Genomic DNA, 19,659 nt, shown 5'->3' with positions numbered 1-19,659 from the left:
GCGCGCACTCAGTTGCCGGAGGCGGGGGCGTCCGGGTTGACCACGCGGCCCGGCACCGACTGGCGGGCCTCGTCGGCCAGCATCACGGGGATGCCGTCGCGGATCGGGTACGCCAGCTTGTCGGCGTGGCAGATCAGCTCCTGCGCGGCGCGGTCGTATTCCAGCTTGCCCTTGCACAGCGGGCAGACCAGGATTTCAAGCAGCCGGTTGTCCATCTCGGTGTTCCTCGTTGCGCCCTGCGGCGCCGGGCGTGGTTGCCGGCGCGGTCGGCGCGGGTTTGATTTGCGCCAGCACGGCGCGGCGGATTTTTTCGATCAGGCCGGCATCGATCACGGGCCTGGTGGGGACGACCCAGATGCGCGGGTCGTCGAAGCGCTCGCATTTTACGGCATCCTTCTCGGTGATCAGGATCACGTCGGCGTCGAGCGCGTCGGGATTGTCAGCGAACGGGTCGGCGACAAAGTCATAGTGATCCGGCAGCGGCAGCGTCTTCGGTGTCAGGCCCGCGCCGCGCAGGCTGGCGAAGAAGCGCTCGGGGTTGCCGATGCCGGCCGCGGCCAGCACGCGCCGGCCGGCAAAGGCGCTGACCGGCCGCGCCATGGTGGGGTCGGCCAGCTGCCAGGCATCGTCCAGCTCCAGCCGCATGCCGTACATGCCGGGGCGGTCGGCCGTGGCGCGGAAGTTGGGGTCGTTGATCAGGGTCGCGTCGCGCGGGCGCGAAAGCGGCTCGCGCAGCGGGCCGGCCGGCAGCAGCAGGCCGTTGCCGCCCATGCGCGAGTCGAACATCACGATCTCGAAGTCGCGCTGCAGCTTGTAGTGCTGCAGGCCATCGTCGAGCAGCAGCACATTGACGCCCGGGTGCGATACCAGCATGGTCTGCGCGCACAGCGCGCGGTCGGGGAAGACCCAGACCGGCACGTCGGTGGCGCGCGCAATCAGGAGCGGCTCATCGCCTACGTCGGACGCCTTTGATGTCGGCTTCACGCGGCGCGGGTGCTTGAGTTCCACGCCGTAGCCGCGCGACACCACGCCGGGGCGCAGCCCCGCCTCGGTCAGCGCTTGTGCCAGCGCGATCACCGCCGGCGTCTTGCCGGTGCCGCCCACGGTCACGTTGCCGACCACCACCACCGGCATCGGCAGCCGCGTCGACTTGAACCAGCCGCGCTGGTAGCCATGGCGGCGCACCCGCGCGATCAGCCCGAACAGCAGCGAGAACGGCAGCATCGCCCACGCGAACCAGCCGCGGCGTTGCCACTGGGCGGTCACGAAGTCGGCAAGGGCATGTCGGGGAACGGGCATGGGCGCGGCGGGCGGTGGAGTCGGTGGTTGGGATGGGATTGTAGTGCGCCCGCGGCTTCGCTCCCTGGGGGCGCGGGCGGCTCAACCATTATGGGCATTGCACAGCGCATGCGGCAAGCCCGCCGGCCGCATGCGCCACGGCGCCCGGGGTCAGCGCGGCTGCGCGCTCTGCGTGGCGAAGGTCAGGCGCGACAGCCCGGCTAGCCGCGCGGCCTCCATCACGTTGATCACGGCCTGGTGGCTGGCCTGCGCGTCGGCATTGACGATCACCACCGGCGGCTGGCCGCCGGCACTGGTGCCCGAGGCGGCGCGCAGCTGGTCGGCCAGGCTGGTGACGTCCTTCTGCTCCATCACCTGCCTGTTGACCGAGTAGACCCCGCGCGACGACACCGACACCACGATTTCCTGCGGCCGCTGCTGGGAGCGCTCGGCGTCGGCGGTGGGCAGCTGGATCTGCAGCTCGGTAAAGCGCGAGTAGGTGGTCGTGATCATCAGGAAGATCAGGATCACGAGCAGCACGTCGATCAGCGGGATCAGGTTGATCTCCGGCTCTTCGCGCCGCTGGCGGGAACGGAAGTGCATGGCGTTCGTTCCGTTCGGCGATCAGGCGCGGCGCTGCGGCAGGATTGCGTCGAGGAACGACGTGGCGCGGAATTCCAGCTCGGCCACGTAGTCATCCACGCGGCGGCGGAAGTAGCGCCAGAAGATCAGCGCCGGGATTGCCACGATCAGGCCGAAGGCGGTGTTGTACAGCGCCACCGAGATGCCGTGTGCCAGCTGTTCAGGGCTGGCGCCGGTGCCGCCCTGGCTGCCGAAGATCTCGATCATGCCGATCACCGTGCCCAGCAGGCCCATCAGCGGCGCCACCGAGGCGATCGTGCCGAGCGCGTTCAGGTAGCGCTCGAGCTCATGCGCGACCACGCGGCCGGCTTCCTCTACCACGTCCTTGGCGGCATCGCGCGAGGTGTGCGGCTGCAGCACCACGTGGCGCAGCCCGGCGGCCAGCACCCGGCCCAGCGGCGAGTTCTGCTCAAGCGTGTTGACCACTTCCGGCGTGGCGCGGCGCTGCTGCGCGGCCGCCAGCGCCTCTTCATAGAGCCTGGCGGGCAGGACCTTGCTGCGCTTGAGGGTAAGAAAACGTTCGACGATCAGCGCCAGCGCGATGACCGAGGCGAGCAACAGCGGCCAGATCGGCCAGCCGGCCGCTTGAATGATGGAAAACAATTGGACCCCCGGGATCGACAACCGAATAACAAAACCCCAAACCACCTGGACGGCATGCCTTGATGCGCGTCTGGCCGCTGGCGGCGCGCGCTCCGGCATTGCTCTGAAAAATCAGGCGCCACTCTAACCTGCGCCCTGTCGCACGGCAAGACGGCACCCGGCGCTGTCTCGGCCACGCATCGCTCGTGCCGGTCCATTTCCACAGCAAAGCGGGACAGTGTTGTGGATCGATTGTGGAAAGCCGCCTGACAAGCGTGCTAACACATTGATCCATAAGGGTAAAGATGTTACTGCCTAATTTTTGTGCAAATGCCTGCCGCAAGCCCTGCGGCGCATGGTGCACGCCGCCAGGCACCGATTTCCACAACCTGACGAGGCGCGTCGGTGTGCTGGCGCACCGTCCAGTGCGGCTTTCCACACAGCGCCGGGACAGGATTGTGGAGCGCTTGTGGAAAGCTGCCTGAGAGGTCATCTAAGTTATTGATTTATAAGGCAGCACCATGGGTTGCTTAAAAAACAGGCAAACGGGTGTATCAGCGCTGCGCTCGGTCGATGGGGCAGCAGGCAGGACAGAAATCGGGTTTTTCCACATTCCGCAGGGAGAGCATTGTGGACGGCCTGTGGACAAATCCGGGAGAAGCGGGTTAACCCATTGATTTTTATAGCCTCCCAGGGTCCTGCCCAGAAATTGTGCAAAAGCAGCATGGACGCTGCGCCGCGGACGGCCGGCAATGCTCCGATACGCCACGCGCCGGGTTGGTCGCTTTCCATGGGACCGCAAGCGGGGTTGGGGCCACTTACGCTGGAAAAGTGTGGTTTACGGCCCGTTTTATCCAGAGAAGCTGTGGATAACTTTGTGAACAAGCCTGCCGGGCGCTTTGTAAGTGATTGATGCAAAAGAGAATTGGTTATATTGCCTAATTTTTGTTTTACGCGTAAAGCTCATAAGAATCAAAGGGTTGCACGAACCCATGCGCCTTTCGGGGCAGGCCGCCGGCATCAGCCCTACCCCCTTGACATAGAGGTTATGCTGTGGACATGTCCCATTCACGCCGCTTGCCACCAGTGCGCCATGCCAGACTTGCCGAATTTTTCGCGTGACCCTTCCTCCACCACGCTGCGCAGCGGCCGCGACGTCATCCCTGTCGGTGAGCTGAACCACACAATCGCCAGGCTGCTCGAACGCAGTTTTCCGCTGGCCTGGGTGCGCGGCGAGGTTTCCAATTTCACGCGCGCCGCCAGCGGGCATTGGTATTTCTCGCTCAAGGATGCACGCGCGCAGATCCGCTGCGTGATGTTCCGCGGGCGCAACCAGCATGTCGACTTCCAGCCGCGCGAGGGCGAGGCGGTGGAGGTGCGCGCCGTGGTCACCATGTACGAGGCGCGTGGCGAGGTGCAGCTGGGCGTGGAGGCAATGCGCCGGGCCGGGCTGGGCAACCTGTACGAAGCCTTCCTGCGCCTGAAGGAAAAGCTGGCGCAGGCAGGCCTGTTCGCGCCGGAGCGCAAGCGCCCGGTGCCGGCGCATCCGCGCACCATCGGCGTGGTCACCTCGCTGCAGGCGGCGGCGCTGCGCGATGTGCTGACCACCTTGCGCCGGCGCGCGCCGCATGTGCCGGTGCTGATCTATCCGGTACCGGTGCAGGGCGCGGGCGCGGCGCAGAAGATCGCCGACATGCTCGATGCGGCCAGCGCGCGGCGCGAGTGCGACGTGCTGATCCTGTGCCGCGGCGGGGGCAGCATCGAAGACCTGTGGTCGTTCAACGAAGAGGTGGTGGCGCAGGCGATTGCGCGCTGCGCGCTGCCGGTCATCTCCGGCGTGGGCCACGAAACCGACTTCACCATTGCCGACTTTGTCGCCGATGTGCGTGCGCCCACGCCGACCGGCGCGGCCGAGCTGGTCAGCCCGGATCGCGCGCACCTGCTGGCACAGGCGATGCGTGCGCGCGACGCGCTCACGCAGTGCATGCGGCGCGGGCTGGACCTGCGCGCGCAGCACCTGGACTGGCTGGCGCGGCGCGTGCGCAGCCCGCAGGCGCAGCTGCAGGAGCGGCGCGCGCGCGTCGACAATCTGGCGCGACACTTGCGCTCGGCATTGCGCGACACGGTGGTGTCGCAGCGCCACCGCCAGCAATTGCTGGCGATGCGCTGGAGCGCGTGCCGTCCCGATGCCAGCGCCGCCCACGCCGACGTGGCCCGCCTGTGGCAACGCCTGCAGGCCGCCGCCGTGCGCCAGCACGAGCGCGCCGGCCAGCGCCTGGCGCGCAGCGCCGGCGCGCTCGAGTTGCTGGCGCCGCAGCGCACGCTGGAACGCGGCTATGCGGTGCTGCTGGACCAGCGCGGACGCGCGCTGCGCTCGCCCGCCGAAATCCGCGCCGGCAGCGTGCTCGAAGCGCACCTGGCCGAGGGCGTGGCCGACCTGTCGATTGCCGGCGTGCAGGCCAAGCTGCCGGATTTCTGAGCGCCTGCGCGGCCCGGGAACGCCTCCCATTCGCGATGCCGCGGCGGGCGCGAAACGCTCAGGCAAGCCGGGCGAAAATCCCCCCGGAAACCCCTGCCAGGACAAACTAACATCGGAGCAGGGGGCTTTGTCCCGCGGTTTGCGCGGGTCTTGCAAGTCCCCTACAATCGGCAATTCCGGACCCACAACCCCAACCCACAGAGACAGAACAATGGAACACAAGCTCCCCCCGCTCCCGTACGCGCATGATGCCCTGGCTCCGCATATCTCCAAGGAGACGCTGGAGTTCCATCATGACAAGCACCACCAGACCTACGTCACCAACCTGAACAACCTCATCAAGGGCACCGAGTTCGAGAACTCGACCCTGGAAGAGATCGTCAAGAAGTCGTCGGGCGGCATCTTCAACAACGCTGCCCAGGTGTGGAACCACACCTTCTACTGGGATTCGATGAAGCCCAACGGCGGCGGCCAGCCGACCGGCGCGCTGGCTGATGCCATCAACGCCAAGTGGGGCTCGTTCGACAAGTTCAAGGAAGAGTTCACCAAGACCGCCGTGGGCACCTTCGGTTCGGGCTGGGCCTGGCTGGTCAAGAAGGCCGACGGCTCGCTGGACCTGGTGTCCACCTCCAACGCCGCCACCCCGCTGACCACCGACGCCAAGGCGCTGCTGACCTGCGACGTGTGGGAACATGCCTACTACATCGACTACCGCAATGCCCGCCCGAAGTACGTCGAGGCATTCTGGAATGTCGTGAACTGGGACTTCGCCGGCAAGAATTTCGCTGGCTGATCCGCGGATCATGCTTGCAGCAAGAAAGGGCCATCCGGCCCTTTCTTGTTTTTGGGCGCGCATGGGGCGGGATCGGGTTTGAATCTGCCTGCGGGATCGTCCATATTGGTCCGTATCCGGCCGCCGGCATTCGGTGCGCACCCGTGCGCTCCGTGCCATCGTGTACTTCGTATGCCGGCCATTTCCCGCAGCCAGGTGCCCGATGGCCCGATGGAAGGCATGTTCCCCTTGCAGCCCCGCCGGTGCGCGCCGTCCCTGGGCAGCCCTGCCCGTCGCACTCCTGCTGCTCGCCGCCGTCGGCGGCGCCAGCGCGCAGCCGCTGCCTTCCCCGCCGGGCGTGCCGCCCCCGTTCAAGCTGTTGCGCTATGACGAGGACTATCGCTACCTGGGCGATCCGGCCATGCGCACGGGTTTCTGGGATCCGGCCAAGTATGTGCCGCTTGGCAGTCCTGGCTGGTTCGCGAGCTTCGGCGGAGAGATCCGCGAGCGCTTTGAGGACTACTCGGCCAGCAATTTCGGCGTGCCGGGTCCGCGTGGCGATGGCTACCTGATGCACCGCGCGCTGCTGCATGCCGACCTGCATGCCGGTGAATCCCTGCGCGCGTTCGTGCAGCTGGGCAACCAGCTGGCCATGGGCAAGGACGTCACCACGCCGCCCTATGTCGACCAGCTCGATGTGCAGCAGGCATTCGTCGACCTGCGCGTGCCGCTCCCGGCGCCCGCGCAGGACCCGCTGCTGGTGCGCGTGGGCCGGCAGGAAATGGCGTTCGGCGCGCAGCGCCTGGTTTCGATCCGCGATGCCCCCAATGTGCGGCGCGCCTTCGACGGAGTGAGGCTCGGCTCAAGCCTGGGCAGCGCGCGGGTGGATGCCTTCGCCACGCGTCCCGTGCTGCTCAAGGACGGCAGTTTCGACGACCGGCCCAACCAGGCACAGGGCTTCTGGGGTGTCTATGCGACGATGCCGGCGGCTGTCCTGCCGGCAACCTCCGCCGATCTCTACTACCTCGGCTTCGAGAATGACCGCGCGCTGTTCAGCGATGGCAGCGGCGCGGAGCGGCGGCATTCACTCGGCGGCCGCCTGTCCGGCCGTCATGGACGCTGGGACTGGGACTGGGAGGCGCTGTTCCAGTTCGGCAGCCTGGCCTCGCAGCAGATCCGCGCATGGGGCTTCTCGACCGATACCGGGTACACCTTTGCAGCTTCGGCCTGGCACCCGCGCGCAGGCATCAAGGCGACCATGGGCAGCGGTGACCGCAATCCGCACGACGGCACCATCGGCACCTACAACGGCTTGTTTCCCAAGCTGGCCTACTTCAACCAGGCCGGCCTGATCGGCGCCTCCAACGTGCTGGATATCCAGCCGTCGCTGACGCTGATCCCTGCGGCCGGAATCAAGCTGACCTTCGCCTGTGACTTCATCTGGCGGGCAACCACGCACGACGCGGTCTACACCTCGGCGGGCATCCCGGTTCCCGGCACCGCGGGCCGCTCCGGCCAGTACAGCAGCAGCCAGCTCTCCGTGGATGTTGCATGGCAGGCGAGCCGGCATGTGCTGGTCAATGGCGGCGCCGTGTACGTGGACGAGAGCCGCACGCTGAAGGCCGTTGGCGGACACAACACGCGCTTTCTCTACCTGGCGCTCGGCTATACGTTCTGATGCGGCGGGTGCCATGCGGCACATCCACAAGCTATTGAGCGCGACGAGCGGTCATGGGTGCCTGCGGCCGCGCCAGGGAGTGCGCGGCATAGCGCACGGCTTCCGGCGTCCAGCGTCCTATGCCTGGAACGCAGTGGTACAGCCACACCCGCTACCAGGCACGTCCCCAAGTACCTATGCTCAAGCCCGACAGCGTCGGCTTTTGCGGCACTGGCAAGGCGTGGCGCGGGCCCGGTATTCCAATAACAAATCGGTATGGTGACGAAAAGAAAATGCGAATGGACGCTGTGATTCGCCATTTCTAGAATCCCCTCACGCTGAATGGTCGCGTAAATCCGCCGCACTAAAAGAGCGCCACCAAGAATCCACCAGATGCTGATGCCGTAAATGGGGCAGGGGTCGTTGTTGCCCGCAGTTTCGTGCACAGGGCGGGGCAGGCATCCCCGTATCGGTTCGGACAGGCGCAAGACACTGGAGACAACATGAAGAACCCCCTTGCGGGCGCTGCCTTTGCGGCGCTTGCGGCCTGCTGCACCGGCGCTTTCGCACAGAGCAACGTCACGCTCTATGGCCGGCTGAATACATCGATGGAGTATTCCGATGCGTCGACGGCGTCCGACGGCACCAAGCTGGGCGGGACCGGCCGGCTGACCAACAACCGCTCGGTCTTCGGCATGCGCGGCGAGGAATCGCTGTATGGCAGCCTCAAGGCGATCTGGCAGATCGAGAGCAATATCTCATTGGATACGGGCAGCGGGCAACTGGCCAGCCGCAACACCCGCATTGGATTGGCCGGCTCAGCTGGCAGCTTTTTCATGGGCAACTGGACCACGCCCTACCTGGAAGCCACCTCGTCCTACGATCCGTTCTATCCGACCACGGCCGGCTACATGGCGCTGATCGGCAATGGCTCGACCCCGACCTCCGACAATGTCCAGGACACCAGCGCCTTCGATCGCCGCCAGAAGAACAGTGTCCATTACCGCAGCCCGAAGTGGAACGGCTTCAGCGGCGGCGTGACCTGGGGTATCAACGAAGAGCGCATTACGGTGCCGCGCAACCCGAGCCTGTGGTCGTTCGCGGGGGCCTATGACAACGGCCCGCTCAATGTCGTGTTGGCCTATGAGCGCCACAACAACTACCAGACCGCGGGACGCGACGACGAAGGCATGAAGATCGGGCTGTCGTACCAGTTCCCGACCACCAAGGTGTCGGCCATCTATGAGCGGCTGCACTACCGCACCGCCACCGGCGACCTGAAGCGCGATGCCTACTACGCGTCGGTGGTGCAGAAGCTGTGGACAGGCAGCCTGCGCGCCGGCGTCGGCGTGGCCGGCAACGGCCGTGGCAACGCCACCGAGACTGTCGGCTTCTTCCGCAGCGGAGCGGATACCGGCGCGGTCCAGGCCACCCTGGGCTATGAGTACCCGCTGTCCAAGCGCACCTCGGTGTTTGGCTTCTACAGCCGCATCTTCAACAAGAAGAATGCCACCTACGACTTTGCGATCAATGAGCTGGGCATTTCCGCCGGCGCCGATCCGCAGACCGTTGCGCTGGGCATGCGCCACGTCTTCTGAGCACGGCGCACGTCAGGCCATCCCCCACGATTCCAGGAGTACCCCAATGAAATTCCAGAACATCCTGCGCGCGGCGCTTGCCACCGCGCTCTGCCTGCCGCTGCTGCACGGCGCGGCGCAAGCCGAAGCGTATCCCGACAAGCCGATCCGCATGATCGTGCCGTTTGCTGCCGGCAGCGCCACCGACCTGCTCGCACGCATCGTCAGCGCCGAGATCGGCACCAGCTCGAACATGCAGATCGTGGTGGACAACCGCCCCGGCGCGGGTGGGACCATCGGCACCGCGGTGGTGGCCAAGGCGCCCGCGGACGGCTACACGCTGCTGCTGACCTCCGCCGGGCATGCGGTCAATCCCACGCTCTATCCCAAGCTGCCGTACGACACCACCCGCGACCTGAAGGGCATCTCCACGGTGGCAACCATGCCCTACCTGCTGGTGGTCAGCGCCTCCAGCCCCTACCGCACGCTCAAGGACCTGCTCGCGGCTGCGCGCGCCAAGCCGGATTCCGTCACCTACAGCTCGGCGGGCAGCGGCAGCTCTTCGCACCTGAGCGGCGAGCTGTTCAACGTGACCGCAGGCGTGCAGACCCGGCATATCCCGTACAAGGGCGCGCCGGCGGCGATCACCGATGTGATGAGCGGGCGCGTCGACATGTTCTTCGCGCCGTCCATCACCGCGCTGCAGTTCGTCAAGGACGGCAAGCTGCGCATCCTGGGCGTGGCCACGGCGGCGCGGGTGCCGTCGCTGCCGGACGTGCCCACCATCGCCGAAGCGGGCGTGCCGGGCTATGTCTTCGATGCCTGGTTCGGCGTGCTGGCGCCCGCGGGCACGCCCAAGGATGTCGTCGCCCGCCTGAACACGGCGATGCAGCAAGCGCTCAGCGCGCCGGCGACCAAGGAGAAGCTGATTGCGCAAGGCGCCGAGGCCAAGCCCTCGACGCCGGCTGCCTTCGACAAGCTGATCGCCGCCGACATCGCCAAGCTCGAGCCCATCGTCAAGCGCTCGGGCGCACAGCCGGGCCAGTAACGCCGCCACGGCGCCCGGGGGGCCGGGCGCCACCTCTCCTGCACGAAGGGAACATCGATATGCGTTGCATTGCACGGGCCCTGGCGCATGCCATGGCGGTGGGCTGCCTGGTGGCGGCTTCGGGAGCGCAGGCGCAAGCCGGCGCGCATGCCGACCGGATCCTGGTCAATGGCACGGTACTCACCATGAACGCCACGGACACAGTGGCGCAGGCCCTTGCCATCCGCGGCGACCGCATTGCCGCGGTGGGGAGCAGCCGGGACATCCGGCGCCTGGCCGGCCCGCGCACGGAGGTGATCGACCTGGGCGGGCGCACGGTCATCCCCGGCCTGATCGACACCCATATCCACGCCATCCGCGGCGGCCAGAGCTATGCCTTCGAGACCTACTGGTACGAAGGCGAGACCACCAGCCTGGCCGCGGGGCTGGAGCAGCTGCGCAAGACCGCGCTGGCGCGCGGCCCCGGCAAATGGGTGGCCGTGACCGGTTCCTGGCACCCCGACCAGTTCACCGAGAAGCGCGCGCCGACCCCTGCCGAGCTGACCGCGCTGCTGCCTGACAATCCGGCCTATGTGCAGTACCTGTACGACTATGCACTGGTCAACGCCAGGGCGATCGACGCACTCAAGCTCGACCAGCCGGATGCGCTGCCGCCGGGCATCCGCGTGGAGCGCGACAGCGAAGGGCGCCCCACCGGCCGGATCTTCGGCGCGATCCGGCCGCTGTCGGCGCTGTTCGGCCGCATCCTGGCGCAGAGCCAGGTCGACGCAAAGGCCAGCCTGCAGTCCTTTTTCAGCCGCCTTAACAGCCTCGGCGTCACCGCGCTGATCGACCCCACCGCGGGACCGGGCCCGGCCTACGATCCGCTGTACGCGTTGTGGCGCGAGGACAGCCTGTCGCTGCGGGTCGGCTACCGCATCCCGACCATGGTCGCTGGCAACGAGGCCGAATGGTTCCGCAATACGCTGGCCTACCTGCCGCCGCGCCTGGGCGACGGCAAGCTGCGCTTCCTCGGCCCGGGCGAGATGCTGGTGTTCGGCATGGACGACGGCGTGAAGATGGGGCCTGGATTCCAGCCGTCGGCGAAGGACCGCGAGGAACTGCTCAAGGTGGCAACGTTCGCCGCCAGCCGCGGCTATCCGGTCGAGATCCACGCCTATACCGACGACGCCGCCAGCGCGATCCTCGATGTCTTCGAGGAAGTGGGCAAGCGCCATGATTTGGGCAGGCTGCGCTGGGCCATGGCCCACCTGAATACCGGCAAGCCGGAGACGTTCCGGCGCATGAAGGCGCTTGGGCTCTCCTACACGGTGCAGATGGGGCCGTACTTCGAGGCCGGCGCCATCGGCCACGCCAACGACCACCATGTGGCCGAGGCCGCGCCGCCCGTGCGCCTGGCGCTGCAGCACGGGCTGAAGGTGGCGGGCGGAACGGATGCGACGCGCATCGGCATCCCCGGCGTCTGGCGCGCGCTGGAGTTCCACGTCGGCGGTTATTCGATCGGCAAGGAAGTCAGGCGCAAGGAGGACTTCCGGCTGTCGCGGCTGGAAGCGCTGCGGCTGTACACCGCCAACGCGGCGTGGATTTCATTCGACGAGGATTCGCGCGGCACGCTGGAGGCCGGCAAGCTGGCCGACCTGGCGGTGCTCGACAAGCCCTACCTGACCGTCCCCATTGAAGACATCCACCGCATCCGTTCGGTGCTGACGATGGTCGACGGCAAGGTGGTCCATGCCGACGGCGGCTTTGCCGCGCGCAAGGCGCGCTAGCCAGCGGCGCCGCAAGCGCAGTGGAGGGAACACGCATGCCGCACCTGATCGTCGAATACACCCGCAACCTTGCACCGGTTGCGCGTATCGATGCCTTGCTGGCCGGACTGAGCGCGGTCCTGATCGCGCAGGACGGCGCGTTTCCGCTGGGCGGCATCCGTGCGCGCGCGCTATGCCTGGAGTCCTACCGCATGGCCGACGGCAGCAGCGACGATGCCTTCGTGCACGTGACGCTGGCGGTCGCGGCGGGGCGCTCGCAGGACGTGCTCGACCGCACCGTCAGCGCCTTGTTCGATACCTTGACCGCGCATTTCGCCGAGCCATACCGGCGCCGCTACCTGGCCTTGTCGCTGGAGCTGCGTGAGTTTGCCGGTGCCTACCGGAGCCTCAACAACATTCACCAGCGCTACAGCACCACGGCTGCATAGGGCGGCGGCCGCGTACCACCACAACGACAAGAAAGACCCACGGAGGAGACAGCAATGAAGATCGGAACCATGGGGGCCGCGCTGCTTGCGCTTGGCCCGACGCTGGCCGCGGCGCAGTCCGTGACGATGTACGGCGTGATCGATACCGGCGTGGAATACGTGAACAAGGTCGGAGCGGGCGGCGACAGCCTGGTGCGCATGCCGACCCTCACCGGCACCGTGCCGTCGCGCTGGGGCCTGCGCGGCACCGAGGACCTGGGCGGCGGGCTCAAGAGCGTGTTCGTGCTGGAGTCCGGCTTCGCCCCCGATACCGGCGGTGCCAACCAGGGCGGACGGCTGTTCGGGCGGCAGGCGCTGGTGGGGCTGAGCGGCAAGTGGGGCCAGCTGTCGCTGGGGCGGCAGTACACCATGCTGTTCTGGGCCAACCTGGACTCGGACATCCTCGGCCCCAACGTGTACGGCGCGGCGTCGCTCGACAGCTACCTGCCGAATACGCGTGCCGACAACGCGCTGGCCTACAAGGGCACCTTCGGCGGCCTGACCGTCGGCGCCACCTACAGCTTCGGGCGCGATGCGGTCAATGCCGGCCCCAGCCCGGCCGGCACCAATTGCGCGGGCGAGAATCCTGCCAGCAAGTCTGCCTGCCGGGAATGGTCGGCACTGATCCAGTATGAGCACAAGGGCTGGGGCGTCACCGCTGCCTATGACTCGCTGCGCGGCGGGCCGGGCGCGTTCGGCGGGCTTGGCAACAAGTCGCTGACCGATGACCGCCTGTCGCTGAGCGGCTATGTAATGCTGTCGCGCGCCAAGCTGGGCGTGGGCGTGATCCGCCGCGACAACGAAGGCAGCGCGACGCCGCGCAGCGAGCTCTGGTATGGCGGCATCGCCTACGACATCACGCCGGCCTTCACGCTGGCCGGGCAGGTCTATTACCTCAAGTTCCATGACAGCGCCAACAAGGCCATGCTGTATGCGCTGCGTGGTGCCTATGCGTTTTCCAAGCGGACTTCGGTCTATGCCACGGCTGGATTCATCGATAACGGTGGGCAGCTTGCCCAGTCAGTCAGTGCCGGGGCGGCGGGGTCCAACCCCAGGCCGGGTGGGTCGCAGTTTGGGACGATGGTGGGGATCAAGCACGTCTTCTAGTGGGCTGACTGGCTTGGCGCCATGCGGTCGGGTGTCGTACCCAGGCAGACAGGTCTGCAGGCGGCAGCGGAATGCGCTGCATGGTGGCTATGAACTGTCTAAATTTGCCGGTCTTCCGATAGAGATTGCCATCACTAGTACTTGAAAAGCATTTCTTGCGGATAACATCGCCTGCGCTCCGCAGAAGGCGCTTCGCGTGCAACACGGGTGTCTTGCGGCAATCCGGACCGTTACGAGATCACCGAGGACGCCGGAAGGTTCGACATGACCGGCAAAGAGACGGTCAATTCGGACAAGCGGCACGGCAACGTCCCCGATGGGCTGCCCGATATCGGCTTGCTGATGAGTGCGCCACTGCCGCCTGCCGCCGAGCAGTGGAAGGCCAGGCGCGGCAAGCACGAGGCCACCGCCGCGCAGAAGGCGCGCTGGCGCGGCTGGAGCGAAGTCATGTTCGAGACCTACGGCGAGGTGATCAAGCTCATGGAGGCTCACCTGAACGACATGCTGGTGGCCGGGGAACTCTCGCCGACCTGGAAGAAGGGCAGGAAGGTGGAAGTGCTGGGCGTCACCCCCGCCTATTGGGGCGGCGCCGGCGATGCGCTGACCGAGGCCGATGTCCTGCGCGTGGCGAACTGCTGGTATCCGGTCTACGCGATGGGCTACAACTGGCTGGAAAGCAATGGCACGTCCGCAAAGAAGCTGGCCAGGCGCATCGACGAAATCATCGGGATGTACACGGCCAACGGGCGGCAGTGCAAAAAGGTGATCGTGGTCACGCACTCGATGGGTGGCCTGGTGGCTCGCGCACTGCTGCATCCGGACTACGGCAACGCGCAGGACAAGATTCTCGGCGTCTACCATAGCGTCCAGCCTGCGCTCGGGGCCGGGGCGGCCTACAAGCGCGTGCGCACAGGGTCCGACGTGCAGGACAATCTGGTTGGGGATATTGCCCGCAATGTCATGGGCAGAACGGGCAAGGAAGTGACGGCGGTCTTTGCCAATGCCTCGGGGCCACTGGAGTTGCTGCCGACCGCCTCCTATCCGCGAGGATGGATGCGTCTGCACACCCGCGACTACCGGCAAGAACATCAAGGACCTGTATCACCCCACGACCTATGCGAGCTACGGCGAAGACAGTTCGCAGAAATCCTATGGCAGCGTAACCTGGCGGGTGGACATCACCGATCTGGCACCGCATGGCGACCCGCTTACGTGGACGTTCGAAAGCGAGGATGCCGAGGGCCGATCGTGGTGCGTACTAGAAGCAACCAGCCGCTCACCTTACGGCTGGAGCCGCCGGTAGACGCAGGTGACCAGACGGTGCCTGCCAAGGCGTCCGCCGAAGCCGTGCGCGGTGCGCTATTCCGGCAAACTGGCTACGAGCATCAGGGCAGCTATCAGAATGACCAGGTGCTGGCGAGCGCGCTGTATTCGATCATCAGGATTGCCAACACTGCGACATGGTGGGGCCAATGACGCGCCGCGGCTTCACCAAGGTCTTGGCTGGCCTGCTGCTCGCGGGCTGCCAATCGTTTGCGTATCCGGAGAACAAGATGTCGGAACCCGTTGCGCTGTCGCCGCGCCTGCAGACCCTTTTCGCCAAGACCAAGCAGGTGTGCTTTGGCCGCTATGTGATGGAAGTCCCGGCGGAAGCCGAGTTGCTGTGGGGCTTCCAGGAGTTTCCGGGAAAAATCGTGACAAATGTCGGCGCGGCTGGCCTGCTGAAGCAGGTGGCGGAAGCCTATCGCGCTAAAGTGCTTTCGGCAGACAAGACAGCCGAGGTTACCTATTTTGGGGCGGGATCATCAAGTAAGGCCATCGAGGTCAGGTATTTCCCCAGCGATAGTGCAAAGAGCTATGGCAATGAGCGAAAACATACGTTTGTTGTATCTGGGCAGAATCTATTTGAATGGTTCTATGGTGGCGAGGAACTTGCCCCCCTGGTGCGTGGCATCCGAGCACGCGACAACGCAGACATTCCCACGGCCCCCGGCGTCTGCATCGACCACGGCTTCGTCGCGGACGCGTCCGGCAGCTATCAGGAAATCTTTGGCGCAGGCATTCGGCTGCCCAGCCTGCCCGATGTGAGCTTTTCCGTGGACTCCAACAAGCTGGCCAGCGTGGACGGCGAACCTGGTCTGCTGACTTCGATTGCCGAGCAAAGGAAGTATCTGGGTAGCCGCTACCCGAAATTGACGACCCTGCGCGAGGGCAAGCGCACGGTCGGCGTCTGGCAAGGGGAAGAATCGCTGGTCCGCCGTGCGGATGGCACACATGACTTCGAGTGGGAAGCTGTTGGCAGGGAGCGTACGACGCTGCATCCAGCGGTGATCGGCGCCAAGATGTACACGAAGGTGGCGGCCAATCGCATCGGCGCTGCGGATCAGGCATCGCTGACGGACGAGGAAGCCGTGTCCCTCTGGGACAGGCTGCTGGATGGTGTGCGTTTCCGCGTGAACGCACCGCCGACGCAGAGCGGCGATCCGGTCACGGTGCGCTCAGGCGAAACCACACCTCTGTCCGGCATCTGGCGCGCCTCGCTTCCGCCCGGACACCCTCAGGCGGATTGGGTGGCCAGCAAGTCCGGCATCCTGCGGCAAAAAGGGATGCCGATGATCCGCTTCGGGCTTTTGCCGTCCGACGAAGCGCTGGTTGTCTGGACGTGGATGGGCGAGGCCAGCACATAAGCCCCCGCCGCATCATCACGGTTGGCGATATGACCGACCACAATGGCGTGGTGGCCACGGGTTCCCCAAAAACAAGCGCCGTAGCGCGTCTGCATGACGAGGTGGATTGCCCACAGCCGCGCCCGCCAAGCGCCTCCACTAACTATCCAAGGTCTCCCCCAACAGCCGACTATTAGGCCAGTTCCCATCAACCGCCAATTCCCTGGCAACATCCCTGAGCGTTTCCATCACAGCCAGCGTCGCCCGCGACGGCGGCCGCGCGGCCGCATTGCCGATCATCCGATGCAACTCCAGCCCACGAATCGGCAAGGCCTGCAGACGCTGCGCCTGCAGCTCGTCGCGTATCGCTGCGGCAAAGTGCACGGTCCAGCCGAACCCGCGCACCACCAGGCGCCGGGCCACCTCGATCGATTCGACCTCCATCGTGACTTGCAGCTCCACCCCCTGGCGCGCCGCCAGCGCTTCCAGCGCCAGGCGTACGCCTGACTTGGACACTCCGGTCAGGATCAGAGGCAGGCCCTGCAGCTGTTCAATGTCCACAGGCCCATCCCCCAGCGACGCATCGCCCCAGGGGCCGATCGCGCACAGGCTTTCGGCAACCAGCGGCACCACCGAGACCCCGGGGCTCGACACCGGCCCGCTCAGCAGCCCGACGTCGAGCGTGCCTTGCAGCAACGCATCCTGTAGTGCGGGCGCAAAGTTCTCGACCAGCCGCAGCCGGATTTCCGGATAGCGCTGGCGCAGCGCCTCGGCCAGCGGGATGAACAGCAGCGGCGCCAGTGCCGGGGTCAGTCCCAGCGCCACCAGCCCGCGCGGCGAGGCCGCCAGGTCGGCGATGTCGACCTTGACCTGGTCGGCATAGCGCAGCAGGAAGGACGCGCGGTCCAGCAACACCAGGCCTTCCGGCGTGGGCGTGGCGCCGCGCACATGGCGTTCCAGCAGCCGCACGCCCAGCTCTTCCTCGAGCAGCCGGATCTGCCGGCTCAGCGCGGGCTGTGCGATATGCAGCGCAGCCGAGGCGCGGCCGAAGTGCTGCAGCGTGGCCAGCACCTTGAAATAGCGAAGCTGTCGGAGATCCATGGTCATGCCTCAGGGTATTCGCCGTATCGTGCAATCGATTGCACGGTGGAGCACAAAAAATGCGGAGTCATATGGCGCCGCCTTACAGGGGCCGGGTTGATGCCCGCACCACCAGCTCGGGGGTCAGCAGGGTCCGTGCCGTGGTGGCGATGCTGCCGTCGAGCGCGCCCAGCATCAGCGCCGCCGCGCGCGTGCCCATCTCGTAGAACGGCACGCGGATGGTGGTCAGTGCCGGCGACACCGCGTGCATCAGCAGCATGTCGTTGTGGCCGACCACGGACAGGTCCGACGGGCAGCTGCCGCCCGCCGCGCGCACGGCCGCATAGCAGCCGAGCGCAAGGAAATCATTGGCGGCCACGACCGCGGTGATGCGCTGCCGCCGCGACAGCAGCTGCGCGCACGCGGCCTGGCCGGCGTCTTCCGTATAAGCCGGCGCACGCTCCACCGGGCATTGGGACGCGGGCAGGCCCAGGTCCGCCACTGCCAGCAGGAAGCCCGCCTCGCGTTCATGCCCGGTCGACAGGCTGGATGGCCCGGCAACATGCCCGATGCGGCGGTGGCCCAGCGCATGCAGGTGGCCGACGGCCAGCGCCATCGCCTGGCGGTTGTCGCCGACCACGCTCGACACGCGCCCCGCATCGTCGCTGCGGTTGACCATCACCATGGGCACGCCCTGCGCCAGGCAATGCGCCACCACGGGGTCATTGCGCTCGGCGGTGGCCAGGATCAGGCCGTCCACCTGGCGCGCCAGCAGCTGGTCGACGATAAAGGTCTGGCGCGCCTTGTCGCCGCCGGCATTGGCCACGATCGGAATATAGCGATGCCGGGACAGGGCGTTCTCGATGCCCAGTACGATCGGCGGGAACACCGGGCTGCCGATGTCAGGCACCACCACGCCGATGGTGCCTGAGCGCCGCGTGCGCAGTGCCGCCGCGATGCGGTTGGGCGAGTAGTGCAGGTCCTGTGCCGCCTTGAGCACGCGCGCCACCAGTTCGTCGCCGATGCGGTGGCGGGTCTCGGGGTTGAGCACGCGCGACACGGTCGAAGGATGGACGTCCAATGTCTCGGCGATCTGCTTGATGGTGGGTTTGCTCATCGCTGTCGTGCCATGTGCGGCAGGCTGCTCGCCATACCTTCTGGTTATCGGGATGCCGCCAAAAAGTGGATTGGACGCCGGGCCGCGGCCGTTTCTAGAATCGGCCTCGATGCCGGCCAGCTTCGCGTTTGTCGTGCAATCGATTGCATTGTAATCTGCTGACAAGGCGGTGCCAAGTCGCAGATCGACCCGGACCAGAAGGACATCAAGGACAAGGAGAGGCACATGAAAGGAGCGGTTTCGCTCGCCGGCAGGGCGCCGGTGTACCAGGAGTTTGACGATCCCACCCCCGCCGGCGGGCAGGTGGTGGTCGACGTAGGCGCCGCGGCGCTGTCGCGGCTGGACATGGCCATTGCCGAGGGCCGGCACTACATCAAGCCGGCGGCGGGCAGCTTTGTCGTCGGGCGCGAGGGCGTGGGGCGGCTTGCGGATGGACAACGGGTCTACTTCAACGTCAACGCACCGGTCGCGCCGTTCGGCTCGATGGCGCAGCGCGCGCTGGTGGATCCGGCGCTGACCTTCCCGGTGCCGGACGGCATCGATGACGAGCGCGCCGCCGCGCTCGGCAACGCCGGCCTGGCGGCATGGCTGCCGCTGTCGTGGCGGGCGCGCATGCAGCCGGGCGAGACCGTGCTCGTGCTCGGCGCGACCGGTATCTCGGGATTGCTGGCGGTGGCCGCGGCAAAGCTGCTGGGTGCCGGGCGCGTGATCGCGGCAGGGCGTAATGTGCAGGCGCTGCAGCGCGCACGCCGGCTTGGCGCGGATGCGGTGGTGCCGCTCGACCAGCCCGGCGACCTGCTGGATGCCTACCGCAACGCGGCCGACGGCAACGTCGACATCGTGCTGGATTACCTGTGCGGCGCGCCGGCAGAGGCCGCGCTGCTGGCGCTTGGCCACGGCGGGCGGCTGGTCCATATCGGCACCACGGTGGCGCCCACCATTGCCTTTGCCGGCGCCGCGGCGCGCAAGGCGTGCTTCGACATCATGGGCTTTGCCTACTACCACGCGCCCGTCGAGGTCCAGGCGCAGGCCTATGCCGAGCTATGCCGGCATACCGCGGCAGGGCGCATGGAAATCGATATCGTCACCGCGCCGCTGGAGGATGTCGGGCAAGTGTGGGCCGCGCAGGCCAGGGGCGCGCGCCAGCGTTTCGTGCTGGTGCCCTGAGTCGGCAGGGGTTCTTGCCAGACGGCATCGAACGATGCCGTTTGGTCATGACGCCGGAAGAACAAGCCGGGTCGGACCGCCGCGTCCGCGCATGGCGCCGGACTGGCGACCGCCAGCACTGCCACGATTGCGTGGACATCCAATGCTGGCGGTCGCGTGACCTGAATGAACTACGGAGCGAGCACGTCAGGGTCCGCGGCTTTGGCGCCAAGTCGCAGGGCGCCGGGCGGGCAGGTTCAACATCTCCGTGA

General features: G+C 66.6%; 17 protein-coding genes. 11 read left to right on the top strand and 6 right to left on the bottom strand.

The window, feature by feature from the left end:
• Positions 1-8 precede the first annotated feature (8 nt).
• The 4 genes from AC3WLF_RS05440 to AC3WLF_RS05425 all read right to left on the bottom strand — a co-directional run bounded on the left by AC3WLF_RS05440 (position 9) and on the right by AC3WLF_RS05425 (position 2,523).
• Entirely contained in the window at positions 9-215 is a 207-nt protein-coding gene (locus tag AC3WLF_RS05440) for a Trm112 family protein (RefSeq protein WP_492317607.1), read from the bottom strand.
• Positions 196-1,299, bottom strand: a complete 1,104-nt coding sequence (lpxK, locus tag AC3WLF_RS05435; RefSeq protein WP_492357924.1) for a tetraacyldisaccharide 4'-kinase — start codon at positions 1,297-1,299, stop codon at positions 196-198. Before lpxK ends, AC3WLF_RS05440 begins: the two co-directional genes overlap by 20 nt.
• Before the next feature lie 150 nt (positions 1,300-1,449).
• Entirely contained in the window at positions 1,450-1,881 is a 432-nt protein-coding gene (locus tag AC3WLF_RS05430; RefSeq protein ID WP_492317605.1) for an ExbD/TolR family protein, read from the bottom strand.
• 21 nt (positions 1,882-1,902) lie between these two features.
• The gene (locus AC3WLF_RS05425) at positions 1,903-2,523 is read right to left on the bottom strand and encodes a MotA/TolQ/ExbB proton channel family protein (RefSeq protein WP_035822108.1); all 621 of its coding nucleotides are present in this window, start codon (positions 2,521-2,523) and stop codon (positions 1,903-1,905) included.
• 1,072 nt (positions 2,524-3,595) lie between these two features.
• Here AC3WLF_RS05425 and xseA point away from each other — a divergent pair.
• From xseA to AC3WLF_RS05375, 10 genes are all read left to right on the top strand, one after another.
• Positions 3,596-4,981, top strand: a complete 1,386-nt coding sequence (gene xseA, locus AC3WLF_RS05420) for an exodeoxyribonuclease VII large subunit (protein WP_492317604.1) — start codon at positions 3,596-3,598, stop codon at positions 4,979-4,981.
• A gap of 211 nt (positions 4,982-5,192) precedes the next feature.
• Positions 5,193-5,774, top strand: a complete 582-nt coding sequence (sodB, locus tag AC3WLF_RS05415; RefSeq protein WP_010812260.1) for a superoxide dismutase [Fe] — start codon at positions 5,193-5,195, stop codon at positions 5,772-5,774.
• A gap of 202 nt (positions 5,775-5,976) precedes the next feature.
• Complete coding sequence (locus tag AC3WLF_RS05410) at positions 5,977-7,431, top strand: alginate export family protein (protein WP_492357923.1); 1,455 nt, start codon at positions 5,977-5,979, stop codon at positions 7,429-7,431.
• 482 nt (positions 7,432-7,913) lie between these two features.
• Positions 7,914-9,008 (top strand): porin, encoded by a 1,095-nt coding sequence (locus AC3WLF_RS05405; RefSeq protein WP_492317601.1) that lies wholly within the window; start codon positions 7,914-7,916, stop codon positions 9,006-9,008.
• A 46-nt stretch (positions 9,009-9,054) separates the two neighbouring features.
• Positions 9,055-10,035: a tripartite tricarboxylate transporter substrate binding protein gene (locus AC3WLF_RS05400; protein ID WP_492317600.1), complete on the top strand. Its 981-nt coding sequence runs from the start codon at positions 9,055-9,057 to the stop codon at positions 10,033-10,035.
• 59 nt (positions 10,036-10,094) lie between these two features.
• Complete coding sequence (locus AC3WLF_RS05395; RefSeq protein ID WP_492317599.1) at positions 10,095-11,804, top strand: amidohydrolase; 1,710 nt, start codon at positions 10,095-10,097, stop codon at positions 11,802-11,804.
• A gap of 35 nt (positions 11,805-11,839) precedes the next feature.
• Positions 11,840-12,232 (top strand): 5-carboxymethyl-2-hydroxymuconate Delta-isomerase, encoded by a 393-nt coding sequence (locus AC3WLF_RS05390; protein ID WP_492317598.1) that lies wholly within the window; start codon positions 11,840-11,842, stop codon positions 12,230-12,232.
• Positions 12,233-12,286: 54 nt separating this feature from the next.
• The gene (locus tag AC3WLF_RS05385; RefSeq protein WP_492352238.1) at positions 12,287-13,378 is read left to right on the top strand and encodes a porin; all 1,092 of its coding nucleotides are present in this window, start codon (positions 12,287-12,289) and stop codon (positions 13,376-13,378) included.
• Between the two features lie 264 nt (positions 13,379-13,642).
• Entirely contained in the window at positions 13,643-14,854 is a 1,212-nt protein-coding gene (locus AC3WLF_RS05380) for an esterase/lipase family protein (protein ID WP_492357922.1), read from the top strand.
• Entirely contained in the window at positions 14,851-16,065 is a 1,215-nt protein-coding gene (locus AC3WLF_RS05375) for a T6SS immunity protein Tli4 family protein (RefSeq protein ID WP_492357921.1), read from the top strand. Before AC3WLF_RS05380 ends, AC3WLF_RS05375 begins: the two co-directional genes overlap by 4 nt.
• A 138-nt stretch (positions 16,066-16,203) precedes the next feature.
• On the opposite strand, the gene AC3WLF_RS05370 is transcribed toward AC3WLF_RS05375, so the two are convergent.
• Positions 16,204-17,145, bottom strand: a complete 942-nt coding sequence (locus tag AC3WLF_RS05370) for a LysR family transcriptional regulator (protein WP_492317594.1) — start codon at positions 17,143-17,145, stop codon at positions 16,204-16,206.
• Between the two features lie 82 nt (positions 17,146-17,227).
• Positions 17,228-18,241, bottom strand: a complete 1,014-nt coding sequence (locus AC3WLF_RS05365; protein ID WP_492357920.1) for a LacI family DNA-binding transcriptional regulator — start codon at positions 18,239-18,241, stop codon at positions 17,228-17,230.
• A gap of 225 nt (positions 18,242-18,466) precedes the next feature.
• Between AC3WLF_RS05365 and AC3WLF_RS05360 the strand changes: the two genes are divergently transcribed.
• A complete protein-coding gene (locus tag AC3WLF_RS05360; RefSeq protein WP_035822039.1) occupies positions 18,467-19,408 on the top strand; it encodes a zinc-binding dehydrogenase in 942 nt (313 codons plus the stop codon).
• Positions 19,409-19,659: the final 251 nt, after the last annotated feature.

This window comes from Cupriavidus sp. FW306-01-F10A (assembly GCF_058782785.1).
Note: the sequence above shows the minus strand (reverse complement) of the source record. Positions and strands in the feature narration are given on the sequence as shown.